The sequence below is a fragment of the Pseudoalteromonas sp. 1181_04 genome, from assembly GCF_052850545.1.
Genome location: NZ_VXCS01000003.1, coordinates 252,515 through 270,796, shown reverse-complemented (window position 1 = coordinate 270,796; position 18,282 = coordinate 252,515). Strand labels below are relative to the sequence as shown.

20 protein-coding genes are annotated in these 18,282 nt (G+C 40.4%); 14 read left to right on the top strand and 6 right to left on the bottom strand.

Annotation, left to right across the window (positions count from 1 at the left end; all coding sequences use genetic code 11):
- The first annotated feature begins 10 nt into the window (after positions 1 to 10).
- Genes FW757_RS03910 through FW757_RS03900 form a run of 3 tightly spaced genes read left to right on the top strand, consistent with a single transcriptional unit; the run spans position 11 to position 2,993 of the window.
- Positions 11 to 2,473 carry a YdbH domain-containing protein gene (locus FW757_RS03910; protein ID WP_446440881.1) on the top strand — a complete coding sequence of 821 codons (2,463 nt, stop codon included), beginning with the start codon at positions 11 to 13 and terminating at the stop codon, positions 2,471 to 2,473.
- Positions 2,466 to 2,648, top strand: a complete 183-nt coding sequence (locus FW757_RS03905; protein WP_149981408.1) for a YnbE family lipoprotein — start codon at positions 2,466 to 2,468, stop codon at positions 2,646 to 2,648. The genes FW757_RS03910 and FW757_RS03905 overlap by 8 nt, the downstream gene beginning before the upstream one ends.
- A 9-nt stretch (positions 2,649 to 2,657) precedes the next feature.
- Positions 2,658 to 2,993 (top strand): YdbL family protein, encoded by a 336-nt coding sequence (locus FW757_RS03900; RefSeq protein ID WP_149981407.1) that lies wholly within the window; start codon positions 2,658 to 2,660, stop codon positions 2,991 to 2,993.
- A 27-nt stretch (positions 2,994 to 3,020) separates the two neighbouring features.
- Here the strand turns inward: FW757_RS03900 and FW757_RS03895 are convergent, their stop codons facing one another.
- Together FW757_RS03895 and waaA are read right to left on the bottom strand one after the other, a co-directional pair.
- Positions 3,021 to 3,584, bottom strand: coding sequence for a DUF1415 domain-containing protein (locus FW757_RS03895; RefSeq protein WP_182718396.1), 564 nt, complete (start codon positions 3,582 to 3,584; stop codon positions 3,021 to 3,023).
- Positions 3,577 to 4,875, bottom strand: coding sequence for a lipid IV(A) 3-deoxy-D-manno-octulosonic acid transferase (waaA, locus tag FW757_RS03890; protein WP_446440880.1), 1,299 nt, complete (start codon positions 4,873 to 4,875; stop codon positions 3,577 to 3,579). Before waaA ends, FW757_RS03895 begins: the two co-directional genes overlap by 8 nt.
- Positions 4,876 to 5,028: 153 nt before the next feature.
- On the opposite strand from waaA, the gene FW757_RS03885 reads away from it, so the two are divergent.
- From FW757_RS03885 to hldE, 3 genes are read left to right on the top strand one after another with little or no spacing between them, the layout of a single operon-like run.
- Positions 5,029 to 6,483 (top strand): capsule assembly Wzi family protein, encoded by a 1,455-nt coding sequence (locus FW757_RS03885; protein WP_182718394.1) that lies wholly within the window; start codon positions 5,029 to 5,031, stop codon positions 6,481 to 6,483.
- Positions 6,484 to 6,516: 33 nt separating this feature from the next.
- Entirely contained in the window at positions 6,517 to 7,107 is a 591-nt protein-coding gene (locus FW757_RS03880; RefSeq protein ID WP_182718393.1) for an SIS domain-containing protein, read from the top strand.
- Positions 7,107 to 8,546, top strand: coding sequence for a bifunctional D-glycero-beta-D-manno-heptose-7-phosphate kinase/D-glycero-beta-D-manno-heptose 1-phosphate adenylyltransferase HldE (gene hldE / locus FW757_RS03875; protein ID WP_149981403.1), 1,440 nt, complete (start codon positions 7,107 to 7,109; stop codon positions 8,544 to 8,546). Before FW757_RS03880 ends, hldE begins: the two co-directional genes overlap by 1 nt.
- Before the next feature lie 3 nt (positions 8,547 to 8,549).
- On the opposite strand, the gene FW757_RS03870 is transcribed toward hldE, so the two are convergent.
- Positions 8,550 to 9,272 (bottom strand): 3-deoxy-D-manno-octulosonic acid kinase, encoded by a 723-nt coding sequence (locus tag FW757_RS03870; RefSeq protein ID WP_145235056.1) that lies wholly within the window; start codon positions 9,270 to 9,272, stop codon positions 8,550 to 8,552.
- Between the two features lie 128 nt (positions 9,273 to 9,400).
- On the opposite strand from FW757_RS03870, the gene FW757_RS03865 reads away from it, so the two are divergent.
- The 6 genes from FW757_RS03865 (at position 9,401) to glpG (ending at position 14,643) form a co-directional block, all read left to right on the top strand.
- Entirely contained in the window at positions 9,401 to 10,459 is a 1,059-nt protein-coding gene (locus FW757_RS03865) for a glycosyltransferase family 9 protein (protein WP_182718392.1), read from the top strand.
- Positions 10,456 to 11,010, top strand: a complete 555-nt coding sequence (gene gmhB, locus FW757_RS03860) for a D-glycero-beta-D-manno-heptose 1,7-bisphosphate 7-phosphatase (protein ID WP_446440879.1) — start codon at positions 10,456 to 10,458, stop codon at positions 11,008 to 11,010. Before FW757_RS03865 ends, gmhB begins: the two co-directional genes overlap by 4 nt.
- A 154-nt stretch (positions 11,011 to 11,164) precedes the next feature.
- A complete protein-coding gene (locus FW757_RS03855; RefSeq protein WP_446440878.1) occupies positions 11,165 to 12,361 on the top strand; it encodes a glycine C-acetyltransferase in 1,197 nt (398 codons plus the stop codon).
- A gap of 54 nt (positions 12,362 to 12,415) precedes the next feature.
- Positions 12,416 to 13,441, top strand: coding sequence for an L-threonine 3-dehydrogenase (gene tdh, locus FW757_RS03850; protein WP_145235065.1), 1,026 nt, complete (start codon positions 12,416 to 12,418; stop codon positions 13,439 to 13,441).
- Positions 13,442 to 13,507: 66 nt separating this feature from the next.
- Positions 13,508 to 13,825 carry a thiosulfate sulfurtransferase GlpE gene (glpE, locus tag FW757_RS03845; RefSeq protein ID WP_182739872.1) on the top strand — a complete coding sequence of 106 codons (318 nt, stop codon included), beginning with the start codon at positions 13,508 to 13,510 and terminating at the stop codon, positions 13,823 to 13,825.
- Complete coding sequence (gene glpG, locus FW757_RS03840; RefSeq protein ID WP_182739873.1) at positions 13,822 to 14,643, top strand: rhomboid family intramembrane serine protease GlpG; 822 nt, start codon at positions 13,822 to 13,824, stop codon at positions 14,641 to 14,643. Before glpE ends, glpG begins: the two co-directional genes overlap by 4 nt.
- Positions 14,644 to 14,664: 21 nt before the next feature.
- On the opposite strand, the gene FW757_RS03835 is transcribed toward glpG, so the two are convergent.
- Positions 14,665 to 15,072 carry a flagellar basal body-associated protein FliL gene (locus tag FW757_RS03835; RefSeq protein ID WP_145235070.1) on the bottom strand — a complete coding sequence of 136 codons (408 nt, stop codon included), beginning with the start codon at positions 15,070 to 15,072 and terminating at the stop codon, positions 14,665 to 14,667.
- A gap of 154 nt (positions 15,073 to 15,226) precedes the next feature.
- On the opposite strand from FW757_RS03835, the gene FW757_RS03830 reads away from it, so the two are divergent.
- Positions 15,227 to 15,772, top strand: a complete 546-nt coding sequence (locus FW757_RS03830; RefSeq protein WP_182794716.1) for a chorismate--pyruvate lyase family protein — start codon at positions 15,227 to 15,229, stop codon at positions 15,770 to 15,772.
- Positions 15,769 to 16,647, top strand: a complete 879-nt coding sequence (gene ubiA, locus FW757_RS03825) for a 4-hydroxybenzoate octaprenyltransferase (protein ID WP_145235074.1) — start codon at positions 15,769 to 15,771, stop codon at positions 16,645 to 16,647. Before FW757_RS03830 ends, ubiA begins: the two co-directional genes overlap by 4 nt.
- Before the next feature lie 2 nt (positions 16,648 to 16,649).
- On the opposite strand, the gene FW757_RS03820 is transcribed toward ubiA, so the two are convergent.
- Both FW757_RS03820 and FW757_RS03815 read right to left on the bottom strand, forming a co-directional pair.
- Positions 16,650 to 17,270: a 2OG-Fe(II) oxygenase gene (locus tag FW757_RS03820; RefSeq protein ID WP_446440877.1), complete on the bottom strand. Its 621-nt coding sequence runs from the start codon at positions 17,268 to 17,270 to the stop codon at positions 16,650 to 16,652.
- 118 nt (positions 17,271 to 17,388) lie between these two features.
- Entirely contained in the window at positions 17,389 to 18,276 is an 888-nt protein-coding gene (locus FW757_RS03815; RefSeq protein ID WP_149981396.1) for a LysR family transcriptional regulator, read from the bottom strand.
- Positions 18,277 to 18,282 lie beyond the last annotated feature (6 nt).

Genomic DNA, 18,282 nt, shown 5'->3' with positions numbered 1-18,282 from the left:
TAAGGATAATATGTTTAAGCGTGTAGGTTGGGGGTTATTAATTCTAGTGCTAAGTGTACTTTCACTTGGCTATATTTTTCGCATGCCGATCACTTTGCATTTTGTTGCTCCTTCACTGCATCAAGCTGGAGTTGAACTGCATTGTTTGGATTGGTCGTTAACAACCAATCTGGATCTCCATGTACAGCGAGCATGTATTGGCTATCAAGGGCAGTTGCTTGAATTAGCTGATATTACGGCCAATACTCAAAACATCACGGTTAACCGTGCAAATTTAATACTGGTAACCCCCGATTTTTCGACTGAGCCTAGTGTGGCAAAAAAGCTTGCTTTGGCGTTACCGCAAAGTCGCCCGTTGTTACATCTAAAACGTTTAGTGATCACTCAGTCTCAATTAAAAAAGCCACTTATTATCAGCATAAATGAGCCGGTGTTAAATGAGTTTGTTGTTACTGGTGATGTGAAAGCTGAGGTTGACGTTAAAAATACCAAGTTGGCAGGAAATATTGAGCTTGATGAGCGACTACTTTCTACAGTTAAGGCCGCGACTGTAAACTCGATTGCAGGATTTAATTTAACTAGCCAAAATAGATTCGCTTTTGATGGTATTGTACTTGATATAGACACTCAGCTAGGTGCTGATTTCACTTACGCCATCAATACCTGCTCGATGACAATTAAAAGTAGTGGCAAAGTCAGTAGTCACTATAACTTAAATTCAAAAACATTAACCCTAGATGCTCAGCAATTAGCAACAACACTCAATGGCAAAAATGAGTGTTTACAAAGTTTGGCTGGTGTTATCGATGATGATGCGCAGCAGCAATTTGTTACTCGGCAAATACCGTTAAATTGGCGATTAGTTTTACCTAGTAAGATAATTGTGCAAGACACTCAATTGACATTAGATCAGCTAACATTGCAGGCAGGATCACAACTGCTAATGAATGTTAAACAGTTAGCGGTTGATATAAAGAACCCTTTTGAAACCCTATTGGCACAATTCGCGTTGTCGTTTTCGAGTGATGATATTGCATTATTAGATATAGCCGCGAGTGTTGTTAGCAGTGATATTGATGGTAACTATCAGTTAAAAGTGGCTGCGCTGCCTGATTTTATCGATGTTGATGCGCAGCATATTAGTGCACAAGGGCATTTTTCAATAAATAGCATATTGGCTGCACAGCCTGCTCTCGAATTGTCAGCACAATTAGCGCTGGGGCAATTAAAAGTGCATGATATTGGTATTGATAATTACCAAGCAACTTTTAAGGCGAAGCTACAAAGTAATCAATACTTAACCGCTAGCTTATCGAGTCAGATTGATACTGTTAATATGGGGAGTATTAAACTATCTCAGCTGACGAATCAGCTAACTGCTGCAGGAAGTTTGTCAGCAGGGGAATTGTTTTTTGATTTAACCAGTGAAACAAAGTTAGCCAAGCTACAAACGGAAGAGTTACGACTTAACGACATTCACATAAGCTCAACAGGTTTACAAAGTCGTGCCTTGCAAGCATCTCATCATATATATGTAGAAGGGATAGAGCTTGTAGCAATGCATAATATAACAAGCACAGCTCATCCATTTGAGGTGATAATTTCAGAGCAGTTAGTTACTAAGCTTAACCCACTGCTTCATCAATTTGTGCCGCTTGCAACCTTAACAGATGGTAAAGTCAGTGGCCGTATTGCTGGTGATATTAATCTGCAACAGGCCGATCTCTCTTTACAGCTAGTCGGTGTAAGTGGTTTATACACAGATTACCTTGCTAAGCATTTTAATACTCAATTTACAGGTCGTTATGATTCAGGGCAGCTTAATGTTGTGCCTTCTACATTTGAACTAAATGAATTACGAGCTGGTGCTGTGGTGAAGCAGCTAACAGGGTTTTGGCAAGTGCGGGCAAATGAACTTGCTGTTACGGAGCTTACAGGGAAGGTTATGGGAGGGCATTTTTTGCTGGATAAATATCGCCTTACAGAAGAGCCGCAACAAGCATTAGTTACATTTGACAATATAGATGCTAGCAAGGTCATTACCCTTGATGCTAAATCGGGTATTAACTTAACTGGAAATGTAGCTGGACACTTGCCTGTTTATTTCACAAAAGCGGGTATTGAGGTTAAAGGTGGGCAGCTTGTTAATCAAGGTGCTGCTAAATTACTTATCACTGATAATGCAGCTTTTAATTCGGTAAAGGCTCAACAACAAGAGTTAGGACCTATACTTGGCTTGCTTGAAAATTTAGATATTCAGAGTATTAAAAGTAGTGTTAACTTAAAACCTGACGGCTGGATGACCTTAGGCGTTAATTTGCAAGGGTATAATCAACAGCAAGCACAGCAAGTTAATTTTAACTATAATCATGAAGAGAACGTGTTTACACTATTACGAGCACTGCGCTTAAGTGATGAAATTACGCAAAAAGTTGAACAAGAGTATTCAACAAAAGGAAGTAATAATGACTAAATGGTTAGTAATATTAACCGCATTGGGATTACTCAGTGCATGTACGCATCGTGTTGAGGTGGCCGCTAAGGAACCTATTACAATTAACTTAAATGTTAAGGTCGATCATGAAATCCGCGTAAAAGTTGATAGAGAACTCGACAGTTTATTTAGTGATGACAGCGAATTATTTTAAGGAGCAAGTATGAATATAGTAAAAAATAAAAAACTAAGCATTGTCACTTTATTAAGTGCGGTGTGTTTGTCGTTTTCGGCTTGGGCCATTTCGTTAGATGATGCAAAAAATCAAGGGCTAGTGGGTGAGGACAGCTCGGGTTATTTAGGCCTTGTGGTGCAAAATGCAGAGGCAAAAGTGGTTGTCGATGAAATTAATGCTAAACGTAAAGCACAATATTTAAAGCTCGCTAAAAAGAACAACTTGTCGCTTTCTCAAGTAGAAGCGCTGGCAGCTGCTAAAACGATTGAAAAAACCCAATCGGGTCACTTTGTTGAAGTGAACGGAGAATGGGTTAAAAAGTAACATTCCTTTTTACTAAAAGCTGAGTGATTAAGCACTCGGCTTTTTACATCCAGCAAGTAATTGTTGCCAAAAGTCGATGCCTTTTCGGCGAGCTAAATTGATGTTGTGATCTGGAATTGATTCAGGTTCATTATAATCATCAAGTGCTGCACTCATACTAGCCTCACGAATTAGATGTAAGGTAGGAAAAGGCGCGCGGTTAGTGTAATTTGCTGCATCATTGTCATCACTATCGGCAAACACATAGTCAGGATGAAAGTTGGCTATTTGATATTTACCTTCAAAGCCTTGGGCAACTAATAGCGCATTGGCTAAATCCACTAAATCTAAAAATTCCTCAAAGTCAGTAAAGCCTTGTTCAAACATCAATAATGTAGTCTCTCGAGCCGGTTGTTGATCAAGTTCAATACATTGTTCGATCATCTCCATCACAGCATCATCAATGCTGGTTGCTTGGCTGGTTTGATAATGAATGCAATTATTTTCAACTTCTTTACGGGCAAAGGGGCAAAAGTTATATTTAACAATGACATTAGCTACCCATAAACGGGTTTGTTGTTCTGGTAAGGTTAGTTTTTTTTGTTCAGTCATTGTGTGGCTCTAAAAACTTGTTAATGATGGCGATCGTTTTCGCGATGGCGCCTTGGTTGTTAGCAACACATTGTGCTGCCTGTAGACCTAGCTGCTGGCAAAACGCTGGTTGTTGATGAAGCTCGTATAGTTGCTCCGCTAACATCTTTGTATCGCTTACTTGTATACACCCACCTGATGCAATCAGTTCAGGGTAAACATGGTTGAAATTATAGGTATGCGGGCCTGTTAAAACACCGACAGAAAATGCCGCTGACTCGAGAGGGTTATGCCCGCCACGTGCAATTAAACTGCCGCCAATATAATTGATGTTGGCCATACCATATAAACATTGCAATTCACCTAAAGTATCAGCAAGGAGTACTTGTTCGCTTTGATAGTTATTTTTACTGCGGCGGCTAAAGCTCAATGGTGAGTCATCAAGCAATGTGGCGACCTTATCAAATTGTTCTGGGTGGCGCGGCGCAATAACTAGCAGTGCATCTGGAATCTGTTTTAGCAGCTGCTGCTGAGCAGCTAATATCAGCTCATGCTCACTAGGGTGCGTGGAACCGGCAACCCAGATAAAGCGCTGATTATTGTATTGGCTTTTTAGGGTATCGACTTTGTCTAACTGCTCACTAGTTGGCTTTATATCAAATTTAATTGAGCCAGTAATATGCACTTTTTGCTCATTGAGGCCAAGCTCAATAAAGCGTTTAGCGTCTTCATGATTATGACCAGCTAAAGCGGAAATTGATTGCATTATAACCTTAGTTAATGGCGCTACTTTTTGATAACCTTGTTGCGATTTTGCTGAAAGCCGCGCATTGAGTATCAGTACAGGAATATTCTGTTGTTTGCACTGCGCCATAAGATTAGGCCAAAGTTCGGTTTCTAAAATACATATTAACGTGGGTTTAACACGCTTTAAAAAGCGCGCTGTAGCACAAGGGTAATCAATAGGTAAATAGGCGCACTGTAACGAGTCTTTAAAATTATTATGTATTTGTTCACGGCCTGTGGGGGTGTTACAGGTTATCATAAATGAATAACTTGGCTGTTGGTATTGTAGCTCTTTAAGCAAAGGCGTTGCAGCAAGTACTTCACCAACTGAAGCGCAGTGGATCACTATTAGATCATCTTTTAATACTGTACTTTCTTGTGAGGTTTTTTTTACTGTAATGAAGCCAAACCGTTCAGCAAAGTGCGCGCGATAACCTGCGTTCTTTTTACCTCTAAGTATATATAAATAAAAGGTTATGAGAGGACTTAGCAAATAAAGAATCAGTGAATAAAAAAAGCGTGCCATTTTTCAGCCTCGAATTATAAACACTAATGATAACGCGGATACCCTTTAAGCAAAATGCGAAATTGTTAAAAAGCGTTAGAACAGAGAGTTTTGGGTGTTTAGTTGCAGCTAATTTGGTAATATTTAACTACCATTATGAAAAATACAGTCGTTATGAAATTCAAATTGATAAAAGCCGTGGTATTAACCAGTTTTATGAGTTGCGCATTGCCTTCACTTGCAACACCAACTGCTTACTTACCAATTGGCATGGATGCACAGCTTGATCATCAGCTCGATACGTTATTTGCCTTGACGTCAGGCACACCGATGACAAAGCCTTACCGCTTAACGGAAGTTGAAGCTGCGCTTGCTAAATTGCAAAATGTACAGCCAAGTTTAGTCGCGGCAATACGTGCTAAAATTAAGCCTTATCAAGGCAGCGATAATATTACTCGAGTAGGTGTTAAGCTGCGTGCTGATGGCAGCAATGCAACTAAACTTGCCAATCAACGTGGTGTGAGCTCTGATGAATGGGGGCAAGTGTTCTTTGAGGGTATTTGGCGTCCTAATGACTATACCTTGATGCAAGTGGGAGTCGATTATCGCGCGAAGCAAAATAAATTCGTTAATTATAACAGTTTTGTCAGCTTTGCCGGTGATGACCTGCAGTTAAATATTGGTTATAAAGAGCATTGGTTTTCGCCGTTTAAGCAGTCAGCTCAGATTATCTCTACTAATGCGCGTACCTCGCCATCTATTTCATTAGGGATGGTGGCACCAGCCCATAACTGGTGGAACTTTGATTTTGAGCTTTATTACTCCGAGCTTGAACATGTTGAAAAAGGCATTAGATATCAAGATGAATTGCACGATGGCACACCTCGCTTAGCTGGCACACATATTAGTTTAGAGCCTGTAGAGGGGTGGAAAATCGGCATGAATCGTATGATGCAATTTGGTGGTGGGCCACGTGATGTTGGTTTTAGCGATGTAGTTAAAGCATTCTTTGACCCTGCAGGTAATGATAATGGTGCAATAGCGGGGGGCCCTGATAATGAACTTGGCGACCAGTTTGCTTCAATAACGAGTGTTGTGAACTTTAATTGGGGTATGCCGGCAGAGCTTTATTTTGAGTATGGCGGCGAAGATACCAAAGAACACAAAAACTACCAATTCGGTAATATTGTTTATAATTATGGCGTGTTCTTACCTCAATTAACTAGCGATATCTCACTTCGCTACGAATATACTAATATGCACAGTCAATGGTATAGAAATTATATATATCCTACTTATGGTAACACTAAAGATGGTTTTGTTATTGGCCACTATGCCGCTGATCAACGTTATTTACATGATGCTGTTCCATCACGTATACATAGTTTAGAAGCCACCTATGCAGCAATATCGGATTCTTTTTGGCGTGCGAAATTCACTTTGCTCGATAATGAAAGTGGTCATGTTGATGAGTTTGGTGTAGTAAGTGAGCAATATGAACAAGGGATCGAGTTACAAATCAGTAATAACCGAAAGTGGCATGAATATAATATTGAAACAACTTTAACTTACGGCGAAGATGTCTTTGGTGATAACTATACGTGGTTGTCAGTGGCACTTTTTTGGTAGTAGCTAGTCAGACTAATTTTGAGAGGATTACCCATGTCTAATATTGATTCTGTAGCGAGCAGCTACCTTGAAAGTTTAACCCGTCACCAAGTATTGTTTGAAACGATGGAAACATACCACCCTCAAGTAATGCAATTGCTTGAAGTTTGCCACAGTACTTTGCAAGCTGGTGGAAAAGTAGTTTGGTTTGGTAATGGTGGCAGCGCAGCAGATGCTCAGCATTTAGCTGCAGAGTTTGTCGTACGCTACAAATTAGAACGTGGCCCATTAGCATCTATGGCGCTAACAACCGACACTTCCATCTTAACTGCGCATAGTAATGACTATCACTTTGACACAGTTTTTGAGCGTCAGGTTCTTGCGTTATGTAAGCCTGAGGATTTAGTGATTGGTTTAACTACCTCTGGTACTAGCGCTAATATTAATTTAGCGCTAGCTGCTGCAAATGAAATAGGTGCTTATACAGTTGCATTTACAGGCCGCGATGGCGGTAAAGTAAAAGATATCGCTAAATTATCCATTATTATTAAAGATGACGAAACCGCACGTATTCAAGAAGCGCATATGTTTATTGGTCATTGGTTATGTGAAGCCATTGATATGGTTGTAGCGGGGCAGAGGTAATGGATCTAGCGTTATTAAAAAACCTGTCTAACGCTAAAATATTAGTGGTTGGTGATGTGATGCTTGACCGTTATTGGCATGGTGATTCAGGGCGCATATCGCCAGAAGCACCTGTGCCAATAGTGAAAGTAAGTAAATTTGAAGATAAAGCCGGTGGCGCCGCAAACGTGGCAAAAAATATTGCCCGTTTAGATGGTAAAGTTGGCTTGTTGGGTTTAATTGGTGAAGATGAAAGCGGCCAAATCTTAGAGCGAATTCTTGCTGATGAACGTATAGATTCACAATTAGTCAGTGTTTGTGATTTGCCAACTATTTCAAAAATGCGTGTGATTAGCCGTCATCAACAAGTCGTTAGACTTGACTTAGAAGAGATGTTTACTGAGCAACACAGCCAACTACTTTTAAACCGTCTGGAATTAGTATTAGATGAGTACGACTTTGTTTTATTCTCAGATTATAATAAAGGCTCATTAAGCTTGATCCAGCAAATGATAAAACTTGCTAAAGGTGCTGGAAAAACAGTTCTAATTGATCCTAAATCCTCAGACTTAAACTTATATCGCGGTGCTGATTTTATTACTCCTAACTTGAATGAATTTAAGCTTGCCGGTGGTAAAACAGATTCGGAACAGCATTTAGCAGACAGTGCTCGAGCACTGATCAGCGATGCAGGGATCGCGGCCATGCTATTGACTCGCTCAGAGCAAGGTATGTCACTTATTAGTGCCGATGAAAAACACGATTTTGCAGCGCAACAGCTTGAAGTCAGTGATGTTACCGGTGCTGGTGATACTGTTATTGCAACTCTGGCGGTGATGTTAGGTGCAGGAATGCAGCCTAAAGATGCAGTGGAAATTGCTAACCTTGCGGCTGGAATTGCAGTGAGTAAATTAGGGGCAGCTACGGTATCGCCTGAAGAGTTAAGTCGTAAGTTAGGTCAATACTTACAAAAAACCGGTGAGCATTATCAAACCCCATTTGATGATGTGCTTCAGCATATTGAGTTTGCAAAGCAAAATGGTGAAACTATCGTGTTCACCAATGGTTGTTTTGACATTTTACATGCGGGGCATGTGCGTTACTTAGCACAAGCCAAAGCACGTGGAGATCGTCTAGTCGTCGGTTTAAATAATGATGAATCAATAACGCGTTTAAAAGGTCCAGAGCGCCCTATTAACCCGCTTGATGAGCGTGCTATGGTGCTGAGCGCTTTGGCATCAGTTGATTGGGTAATTCCATTTGGTGCAGTTGAAGAAAACGATACACCCGCTAAATTAATTGAGCTGATCAGTCCTGATATCTTAGTAAAGGGTGGAGATTACACTGTTGAACAAATTGCAGGCGCTGATCATGTACTTCGCCATGGCGGAAAAGTTGAAGTACTTGAGTTTTTAAATGGCTGCTCTACGTCAAAAGTGATCAGTAAAATAAAGGCTTAACGGCTATATTTTAAGAGTGGACTGGTATGCTGTGTGTAACTGCTGCCAGTCTGTAGTTTGCCAATGCATTACTTTATTTCGGCCTTGCTCTTTATGAAACGAACGAGCAAGGCGGGTCATATTAGCTTGTTGCCAATTACTGGCGGGGAGTTTTAGTTCACCGCGGTCAAAGTCAATAATGTATATCTCGCCCGTTTCATCAAATAGAATGTTGTTAATATTCAAATCAGCGTGATACACCCCATGATTATGAAAATCCGCAATCGTGTGTGCTACTTTAATTAACTCTTGTGCGCTAAAGGGACGTTGTTTTAATATATCAAGCACACTTTGTGCGCCTGCAACAGCTTGAGTAATTATATCGCCACGGTAAATTAAGCCAGCTTGCGATATTTTAGCTGCAATCGGCTTTGGTACATTTAGACCTAATTCGCACAGTTTCATCATTAATGAAAACTCTTGGTAAACACGGGTTTTTTCCAGTCCAAAAAACACATATTGATCACTTAGCACTTTACCCACTAAACCGCCACGCCAATAATGCCTGAGCACTGCTGTTAGCCCGTTATGGCAGAAAAACCATGCAGTTGCGCGACCTTTTTTGGCGCCGACAATTTTTCCTTGCTGCTGCCAATATTCATTATCAAACCAATTTAAGCTAATTTCGGCACTATGCTCAGGATGGCTTAAAATAATGTGTTCATTGATGGTTTGCTGGTTAAACATGGCGTACTTATTTTATTGCAGGTGATAGTGCTATCTTAACCTGTTTTAAAGCCGAGCATAAGTGCTTGCAATAGTGGGTGGTTAATTTAAGATCATGGTAATTATCCAGCATAAAGCAAAGGACACCTGTGACTGACTCAACCACCTATTCAGATATTTGTATTTTAAGACTCTCAGCAATTGGTGATGTTTGCCATGGCGTATCTGCAGTGCAGGCAATTCAAAAAGCGCACCCCAATGCAAAAGTTACCTGGGTGGTCGGCAAAATTGAAGCCATGTTACTAGCTGATTTACCCGGTGTTGAGCTGGTGGTGTTTGATAAAAAACAAGGCAAAGCAGCCTATCAGCAATTAAAACAACAATTTAAAGGGCGTAAGTTTGATGTGTTGCTGCATATGCAAGTGGCACTTCGAGCTAACTTAGTGGCGCGTTGTATTCCTGCAAAAGTTAAAATTGGTTTTGATTGGGCGCGCTCAAAAGAATTGCATAGCTTGTTTATTAACCAGCGCATTGCACCACAGCAGCAGGCTCATGTGTTAGAAGGCTTTAAAGGCTTTGCGCAGGCGATAGGTGTACCTGATTATCAACCAAACTGGCAAATGCCAGTCAGCGAACATGATCAAAGTAATGCTGATGAATTACTTGGTACGGAGCGATTAGAGGGGCGAATTTTTGTGATTTCTCCAGCTGCCAGTAAAAAAGAACGCAATTGGCTGGCTGAACGCTATGCTAAGCTTGCAGAACATGCCTACAAGCAAGGGTTTCATGTGGTGATCACGGGTGGCCCGACAGAGCTTGAAGTGACGCTCAGTGATGACATTATTGCAGCCACTACAACGCCAATCCTTAATTTAGTGGGTAAAACCAAACTCAAAGAGTTGCTTTGCGTACTTAAACGAGCTGCATTGGTATTAGCACCTGATACAGGCCCTGCTCATATGGCCGTCACCGTAGGCACTCCCGTTATTGGTTTATATGCCCACTCAAACCCGAAACGCACTGGACCCTATTTATATCAAAATTACGTGGTTGAGGTGTATCACCAAAACTTACTCAAGCAAACTGGTAAAACCGCTGAGCGATTACCTTGGGGTACGCGGGTTAAAGGCAGTGATCTAATGAGCCAAATAAGTGTTGATGAAGTAGCTTTGATGTTTGACCTTGTGGTTGAGAAAGAGCAATTATGAGCAATATCAATAAAGCCTTATTTTTAGACCGTGATGGCGTGGTTAATATCGATCATGGTTATGTTTATGAGTCGGATAAATTTGAATTTGTGCCAGGCGTATTTACTGCATGTAAGGCGTTTGCTGATGCAGGCTATAAACTGATCATAGTGACTAATCAATCTGGTATTGGCCGTGGTTACTATTCAGAGGCGGATTTTCACGCTTTAACACAGTGGATGATAGCCCAATTTGCTGCGCATCAAGTAAAGGTGACGGATGTTTACTTTTGCCCACACCACCCGAAAAAAGCATTACCCGAATACCTCAAAGAGTGTGATTGTCGTAAACCAGCTCCGGGCATGTTACTGCAAGGTATCGTTGATCATCATATCAATCCAGCTTGCAGCATTATGGTTGGAGACAAACTAAGCGACATGCAAGCGGCAAGTAAAGCGGTTATTGGCACTCGGGTGCTTGTACGATCCGGGCAGGAGTTTGATGCGGTAGCCATCGACTCGGCAGATCATGTTTGTGATTCGTTAGCAGACTTACCCTCAATATTGCTATAGCCCAATGTAAACTGGCAGCATAAGTTGTCAGTTCCTTATTTCTGCGATGAACTACAAACAGTGCATTTGTTTGACTAAACTTTTACAATAGCCACAAAGATGAGCCGTGTTAACTTAAGTACGCTCACCCCGTTCAATAATTTGGAGATTACAGATGAGAGCATCTGCGTTTTTTACTCAGCTTCAGCAGCAAATTGAAGATGTAAAAGCCGAAGGCTTATATAAAAATGAGCGTATTATTACTTCGCAGCAGCAAGCACAAATTCAAGTTGCTTCTGGTGATAAAGTTATTAACTTCTGTGCAAATAATTACTTAGGTTTAGCGAATAGCCCTGAGCTGATCCAGGCTGCACAAAACGGCTTAAATGACCATGGCTTTGGTGTTGCGTCAGTACGCTTTATTTGTGGTACACAAGACATTCATAAAACATTAGAGAAGAAGATCAGTGAATTTTTAGAAACGGAAGACACGATTTTATATTCATCATGTTTTGATGCCAATACCGGTTTATTTGAAACAATTTTAGGCGCTGATGATGCGATTATCTCTGATTCGTTAAATCATGCATCTATCATTGATGGCGTTCGTTTATGTAAAGCAAAGCGCTTCCGTTATGCAAATAATGATATGGCAGCTCTTGAAAAGCAATTGATTGCTGCCGATGAAGCGGGTGCAAAAACAAAATTAATCGCCACCGATGGTGTGTTCTCAATGGATGGGGTTATTTGTAATCTTGAAGCGGTCTGTGACCTTGCTGATAAATACAATGCACTTGTTATGGTTGATGACTCTCATGCCGTTGGCTTTGTTGGCGAAAATGGTAAAGGCACACCTGAGTACTGCAACGTGCTAGACCGTGTTGATATTATTACCGGCACTTTAGGTAAGGCGCTTGGCGGTGCATCGGGTGGTTATACATCTGGTAAAAAAGAAATTGTTGAATGGTTACGCCAGCGCTCTCGCCCATATTTATTCTCAAACTCATTAGCGCCTTCAATCGTTACAGCATCAATCAAAGTATTAGAAATGCTCGAAAATGGCAGTGAATTGCGTGCTAAGTTATGGTCAAACGCTAAATACTTCCGTGAGCAAATGGAAGCGGCTGGATTTACCTGTGCAGGTAAAGATCACGCGATTATTCCAGTAATGTTAGGTGATGCTAAAGTTGCGTCGGCAATGGCTGATAAGTTATTAGCAGAAGGCATTTACGTCACTGGTTTTTCATTCCCAGTGGTGCCAAAAGGCCAAGCGCGTATTCGTACACAAATTTCTGCTGCGCACAGCATTGAGCAATTAGATACCGCAATTGACGCCTTTACCCGTATTGGTAAAGAAATAGGCATTATCTAATTAATTTATTTTAAACCGTTGCCTTCGCAGCGTTTTTTTTATTGAGTGTGATTCATGAAAGCATTATCTAAATTAAAAGCAGAACCAGGTATTTGGATGACGGATGCGCCAAAACCTGAAGTTGGGCATAACGATTTATTAATCAAAATTCGTAAAACCGCTATTTGTGGTACTGACGTACATATTTATAAGTGGGATGAGTGGGCGCAAAACACTATTCCTACGCCTATGGTAGTAGGTCATGAATATGTCGGTGAAGTGGTTGATATGGGTCAAGAAGTTCGCGGTTTTAGTGTTGGTGACCGAGTATCGGGCGAAGGGCATATTACCTGTGGCCATTGTCGTAACTGTCGCGCTGGGCGTGTTCATTTATGCCGTAACACCACTGGTGTAGGTGTTAACCGCGAGGGGGCTTTTGCCGAGTATTTAGTGATCCCAGCGTTTAATGCATTTAAAATTCCAGACAATATCAGTGATGAGTTAGCTTCTATTTTTGACCCATTCGGTAATGCAGTACACACAGCACTGTCATTCGACTTAGTGGGTGAAGATGTATTGATCACAGGTGCAGGCCCAATTGGTATTATGGCTGCTGCAGTTGCAAAACATGTTGGCGCACGTCATGTAGTGATCACCGATGTCAATGAATACCGATTAGACCTTGCACGTAAAATGGGCGCAACGCGTGCAGTTAATGTGGCTAATGAAAAGCTTGAAGATATTATTAAAGAGCTTGGTATGACAGAAGGCTTTGATATTGGTCTAGAAATGTCAGGCGTACCGGTTGCATTTAATAGCATGTTAAATAACATGAATCACGGTGGTAAAATTGCCATGCTAGGTATTCCACCATCTGATATGGCGGTTGATTGGAACCAAGTGATTTTTAAAGGCTTAGTGATCAAAGGGATTTATGGCCGTGAAATGTTTGAGACCTGGTACAAAATGGCCAGTCTTATTCAGTCAGGGCTCGATCTAAATCCAATCATCACTCATCAATATTCAATAGATGACTTCCAAGCTGGCTTTGATATGATGATTTCAGGCCAATCGGGGAAAGTAATTCTTAACTGGAATTAATTATCCACTTGTTAAGAGAATTAAAGGCGGCATTTGTCGCCTTTTTTGTAATTATAAGAGAGTACTATGGCATTTAAGCATATTTCAATTACCGAAACTCAAGCACTACTTAATAAAGATGATGTCGTGATTGCTGATATTCGCGATCCTAATTCGTATCAAGCAGGGCATATTCCGGGTTCAGAGCATTTATCAAATGCCAATATTGGCGAATTTATGATGAACAAAGAGTTTGATCAGCCAATTATTATTGTTTGTTATCATGGTATGAGCTCACAAGGCGCAGCCAACTACTTAGCTGAGCAAGGCTTTGAAGATGTATACAGTATGGATGGTGGTTTTACCCAGTGGGAAACCCAATTTCCGGAGCAAGTGGAACGATGATCGAACTGGGTAGTATAAATAATCCACGTGCAGCACAAGGCTTTATTGATTATATAAAAAGCCAAGGCTTACAGGGCGAGCTTCGATCGCAAGATGGAAAAACGGTAATTATTTGTGTTGCCCCAGAGCATTTCCATCAAGCTCAGCCATTATGGCAAGCGTTTGTAGAAAACCCCAATCATGCCCGTTATCAAGAGGCATCTTGGCAAGTAGGAAGTACGCAATCACCGTTGAGCTATCAAGGCCATGACTTAAATTTAAAAGCACGCTTTAAAGCATTGAGCTGGTTAAACCAAACGGTCACTTTATTATGTGTAGGTATTTACATTGCCTTCTTACTCGGTGGCTTTGAGTCAATTTATAGCGTATTACAGTTTAAACCCAATCAACCATTAACTTGGCTTACACCTGCAATTGTGCATTTTACTGCTGTGCACTTAGTGTTTAATATTATGTGGTGGATCATGCTAGGCGATGGTATTGAAAAGCTCAGTGGTAAAAGTACTTTAGTAGGTCTTTTTTTAGTGACCGCGCTATTTAGTAATTGGGCTGAGTTTATTATGGTTGGCCCTAACTTTGGCGGCTTAAGTGGCGTTGTTTATGGTTTACTTGGGTTTTGTTGGATCCATCGGGCATTGAACCCGCAACAACCGGCTTTAGTAACTAATGGTATTATTGGTTTTATGCTGATTTGGCTGGTACTAGGCTTTGCTGACATGTTGTTTGTAAGTATGGCTAACTGGGCGCACTTAGGTGGGCTATTAAGCGGTATGGCTTACGCGTTTACCGCTCAATTGTTTACTAAAAAAACAGCTTAAGATACTCAGTTATATAAGTACTTAGTGATATAAATATTTAGTAAATAATACTTCGCGAATGATCTCTTGCCCTGTTTCTTGTTTTAACAGGGTTTTGAGTTTTTCGGCACAACGCTTTCTGATCTCTTCACGGCCGGTGAGTGATTTAATTTTTTCTTCAGGCTCTTTTGATAAAATTTCTACCAATGCATCTCTAAGTAACGGGGTGTGATGCTCAACAATAGCAATGTTTGACATATCACTGAGCATTAAATCTACAGTAATACGCACATAACCTAACTTTTTATTACTCTGACCAATATAGTTGGTAATGATATCGGGTTCGAAACCAAAGTAGCCCACAGTTGATTCAGCTTTGCTTGCAAAGCTGCTAAACAAGCTAATAAAGAAAGTGCTAATTAATATGCCAGCGTAAAGCGTTTTTTTCATATTCAGTAGAGAGCCCTGTAATTAATTGTTATTAGTCTATACGTAATAATGGCTAAGATACAGGCTGATGCAGCTATTATATTCATTAATCATCACTTTTTCCCCGAGGCGGGCAGTGGTATCATTTAAAGGGTTATTATTAAATAGAGTTATCGTGATCACATTTCCTGTTTCTGTAACTGCGGATTGGCAGTTAGGTACATCAATCAATTATTTGTCTTGTAACGAGCAAGACTGGCTACTTGAGCCCAACTCACTGACGGCGAAATTAAAAACACAGTGTGGTGAATTCTCTGTAAAAGTGCTTAGTGAGAAAGAGTTTGAACTGAGTATTTCACAACAACAATTATTAGATTGTTCAAAGCGTATTGGTATTAATCGTGAAGTTTTGCTGCTTTGTGATGGCATCCCTATGGTATACGCACAAAGCTGGCTACCTGCCACCGATGATATGCAACAACAGCAATTATTGGCACTGGGTAATCGGCCTTTAGGTGATGTTATTTTTCAACATCCGGACTTAAAACGTACCGAAATTGAAATAGCACGTTTTGATTGTCAGCACCCAGTACAGCAGCTTGTTAGCCAATACTCTGCAGCTACAAAACCCTTGTGGGGGCGACGCAGTATTTTTTCGTTGGCGCAAAGCCGTTTTTTAGTAGCTGAAATATTTTTACCAGAGGCTTATCTATATTTATGAAATTTGCTGCCTTACACATTGCTCATATACCGTATTATAAGCAGTTAATGCGCACCGATAAGCCTATCGGTACTTTATTGCTGTTATGGCCTACATATTGGGCATTGTGGCTTGCAAGTGATGGTATGCCAAGCCTACTTAATTTTGTGGTATTTAGCTTTGGTGTATTTGTTATGCGCAGCGCAGGTTGTGTTATTAATGATTACGCAGATCGTAAAATTGATGGCGCGGTAAAACGCACAGCACAAAGACCCTTAGCTTCTGGCTTGGTGAGTAGTGGCGAAGCATTAAGCTTATTTTTGTTGCTTATCATAATTGCTTTCATACTGGTGTTGTTACTCAGTTGGCAAACCATATTATTGTCAGTCGGGGCATTGCTATTGGCATTTAGCTACCCATTTATGAAACGTTACACTAATTTACCGCAAATAGTGCTAGGTGCAGCTTTTGGTTGGGCTATTCCGATGGCTTTTATGGCTGCAACAGGTACTATCCCACTGCTTGGCTGGTTGTTATTTATCGCTAATATTGCGTGGACTACGGCATACGATACTATGTATGCCATGGTAGACAGAGATGATGATTTGAAAATTGGCGTAAAGTCTACAGCGATATTGTTTGGTAGTGCCGATCGAATCATTATTTTTGCGCTAAATGGTGTATTTATAGGTTTGTTGGCTTTAATTGGTTATACGAGTCAATTAGCAATGCCGTATTGGCTTGGTCTATGTGTGGCATGTGGCTTTTTGGTTTACCAACAATTTCTAATTCATAGTCGTAATAGAGAGCATTGTTTTAAAGCTTTTTTAAATAATCATTATGTCGGTATGGTCGTTTTTATTGGCTTAGTGGCGTCCTTGCCATTTAATCTATAGTGTTAGCGAGGTGGATCAATAACGCCACTGATTGAAGTGTTTTTCCTAAACCAACCCGCAACTGAATAGCGATTATCAATTGTCGGCAGTACTTCATGCATAAAGCGTTCGCTTTCAAACATCACGAACGTGCCAGCTTTGGGCTGAATAGTGATTTCAACGTCTTTACTTTTAGGTTTGTAAATCACTAACTCACCACCAGATTGCACTGTATTTAAGTAAAATACAGTAGTAAATACACGGTTCGAACGCCCTTTAAATGCGTCGTAATGCTTTTTATAAAAGTCGCCATGCTGGTATTTCGCATAGTGACACTCATAATCAAATAAACCCATAAAGAAATAACGATTCAAGTTTACTCTAATATCTTCTAGCGCATTTTGATAATCAATTTGAGCTTGGCTACTACCATCAAACCAAAAGGTCTTGTCGGTGCGTATGCTCTTGTCTATTTGTAAATCCTGCTGACGGCCAATACCTGCTGATTTGAAATTGGGGTTGATACGATAACAATCTTCTATCAACGCGTTAGTCAGTGTTTCAGCAAACATATTTTCGATCACGGCGTAGCCATGAGTTTCTATGTCAGTTAAATAACGTCTAGGGATCAGGTTAAGGCTCATTAATTGTACTATATAGCAGGGAAGGCGCGTAGTTTAGCTTAAAATGATGCAAAGGTACTACTGAAGATTTAGAAACCAAGCCTGAGTTCTGCTTTAGGCTTGGTTTTCATGCTGTTACTTAAGAATTAATTGATAACGCTGTCTTTTCTATTAATGACAGGAGCTGGTTTATTGGGTCGTCAGCAGTAACTTGCTGGCTGGTTTGTACAATCAATTGCTCATGAGCTAAGTTCTTATTGGTTTTTAACTGGAGCAGATTATTATTCTCTGCGACCGAACTTGCATGTTCAATACTGCTAATTGCAACATGGTTTGATTTACACAACCCGTCCATTACTTGCTCAATACTGCCAACTTTTATACTGCTGGTCTTGTTTAAGCTATCGACAGCCTCATTCAACATAGTTTGAATTTGTTTTGATTGTGAAAAACAACTATACATAGGGTAATCATTTAAATCTTGTTTGCAAAGATTGTTCTTATTCGCAAGAGGATGGCTTTTTGCAACGAATAAAATAAGTTGATCAGGTAAGTGTATGTCATTGCCAATACTATTAACTGCTTGCGAACAAACGCTAATATCAATTTCACCTAATTGCAGTTTACGAACCAACTCACTTTGTTCTTGTAGTTGCATTTCGATTTTTACATGAGGGTATTGTGCTAAAAATTGGCCACATGAAATAGGCACTATGGCACTAGCATTATTGGTATAGCCAATCACCAGCTTTTCACTTGCACAGCCATTAACGGATTTAAATAAACGCTTTTTAGTTTCTTCGAGCTTGCTTAGAGTGTCTTGTGCGTACTCTAAAAAAAGCTCACCTTCAGTTGTTAGCTTCACGGAGCGAGTCGAGCGTTTGACTAATTCATAGCCAACTTCATCTTCTAAAGTCTGAATACTGCGCGTCAATGCTGAGGTACTAATTTTTGTTGTTTCGGCCGCTTGGCGAAAATGTCGTAGCTGGCCTAAAGCTACAAATTGCTCTAATTGTTCAAATCTCACTTTTAT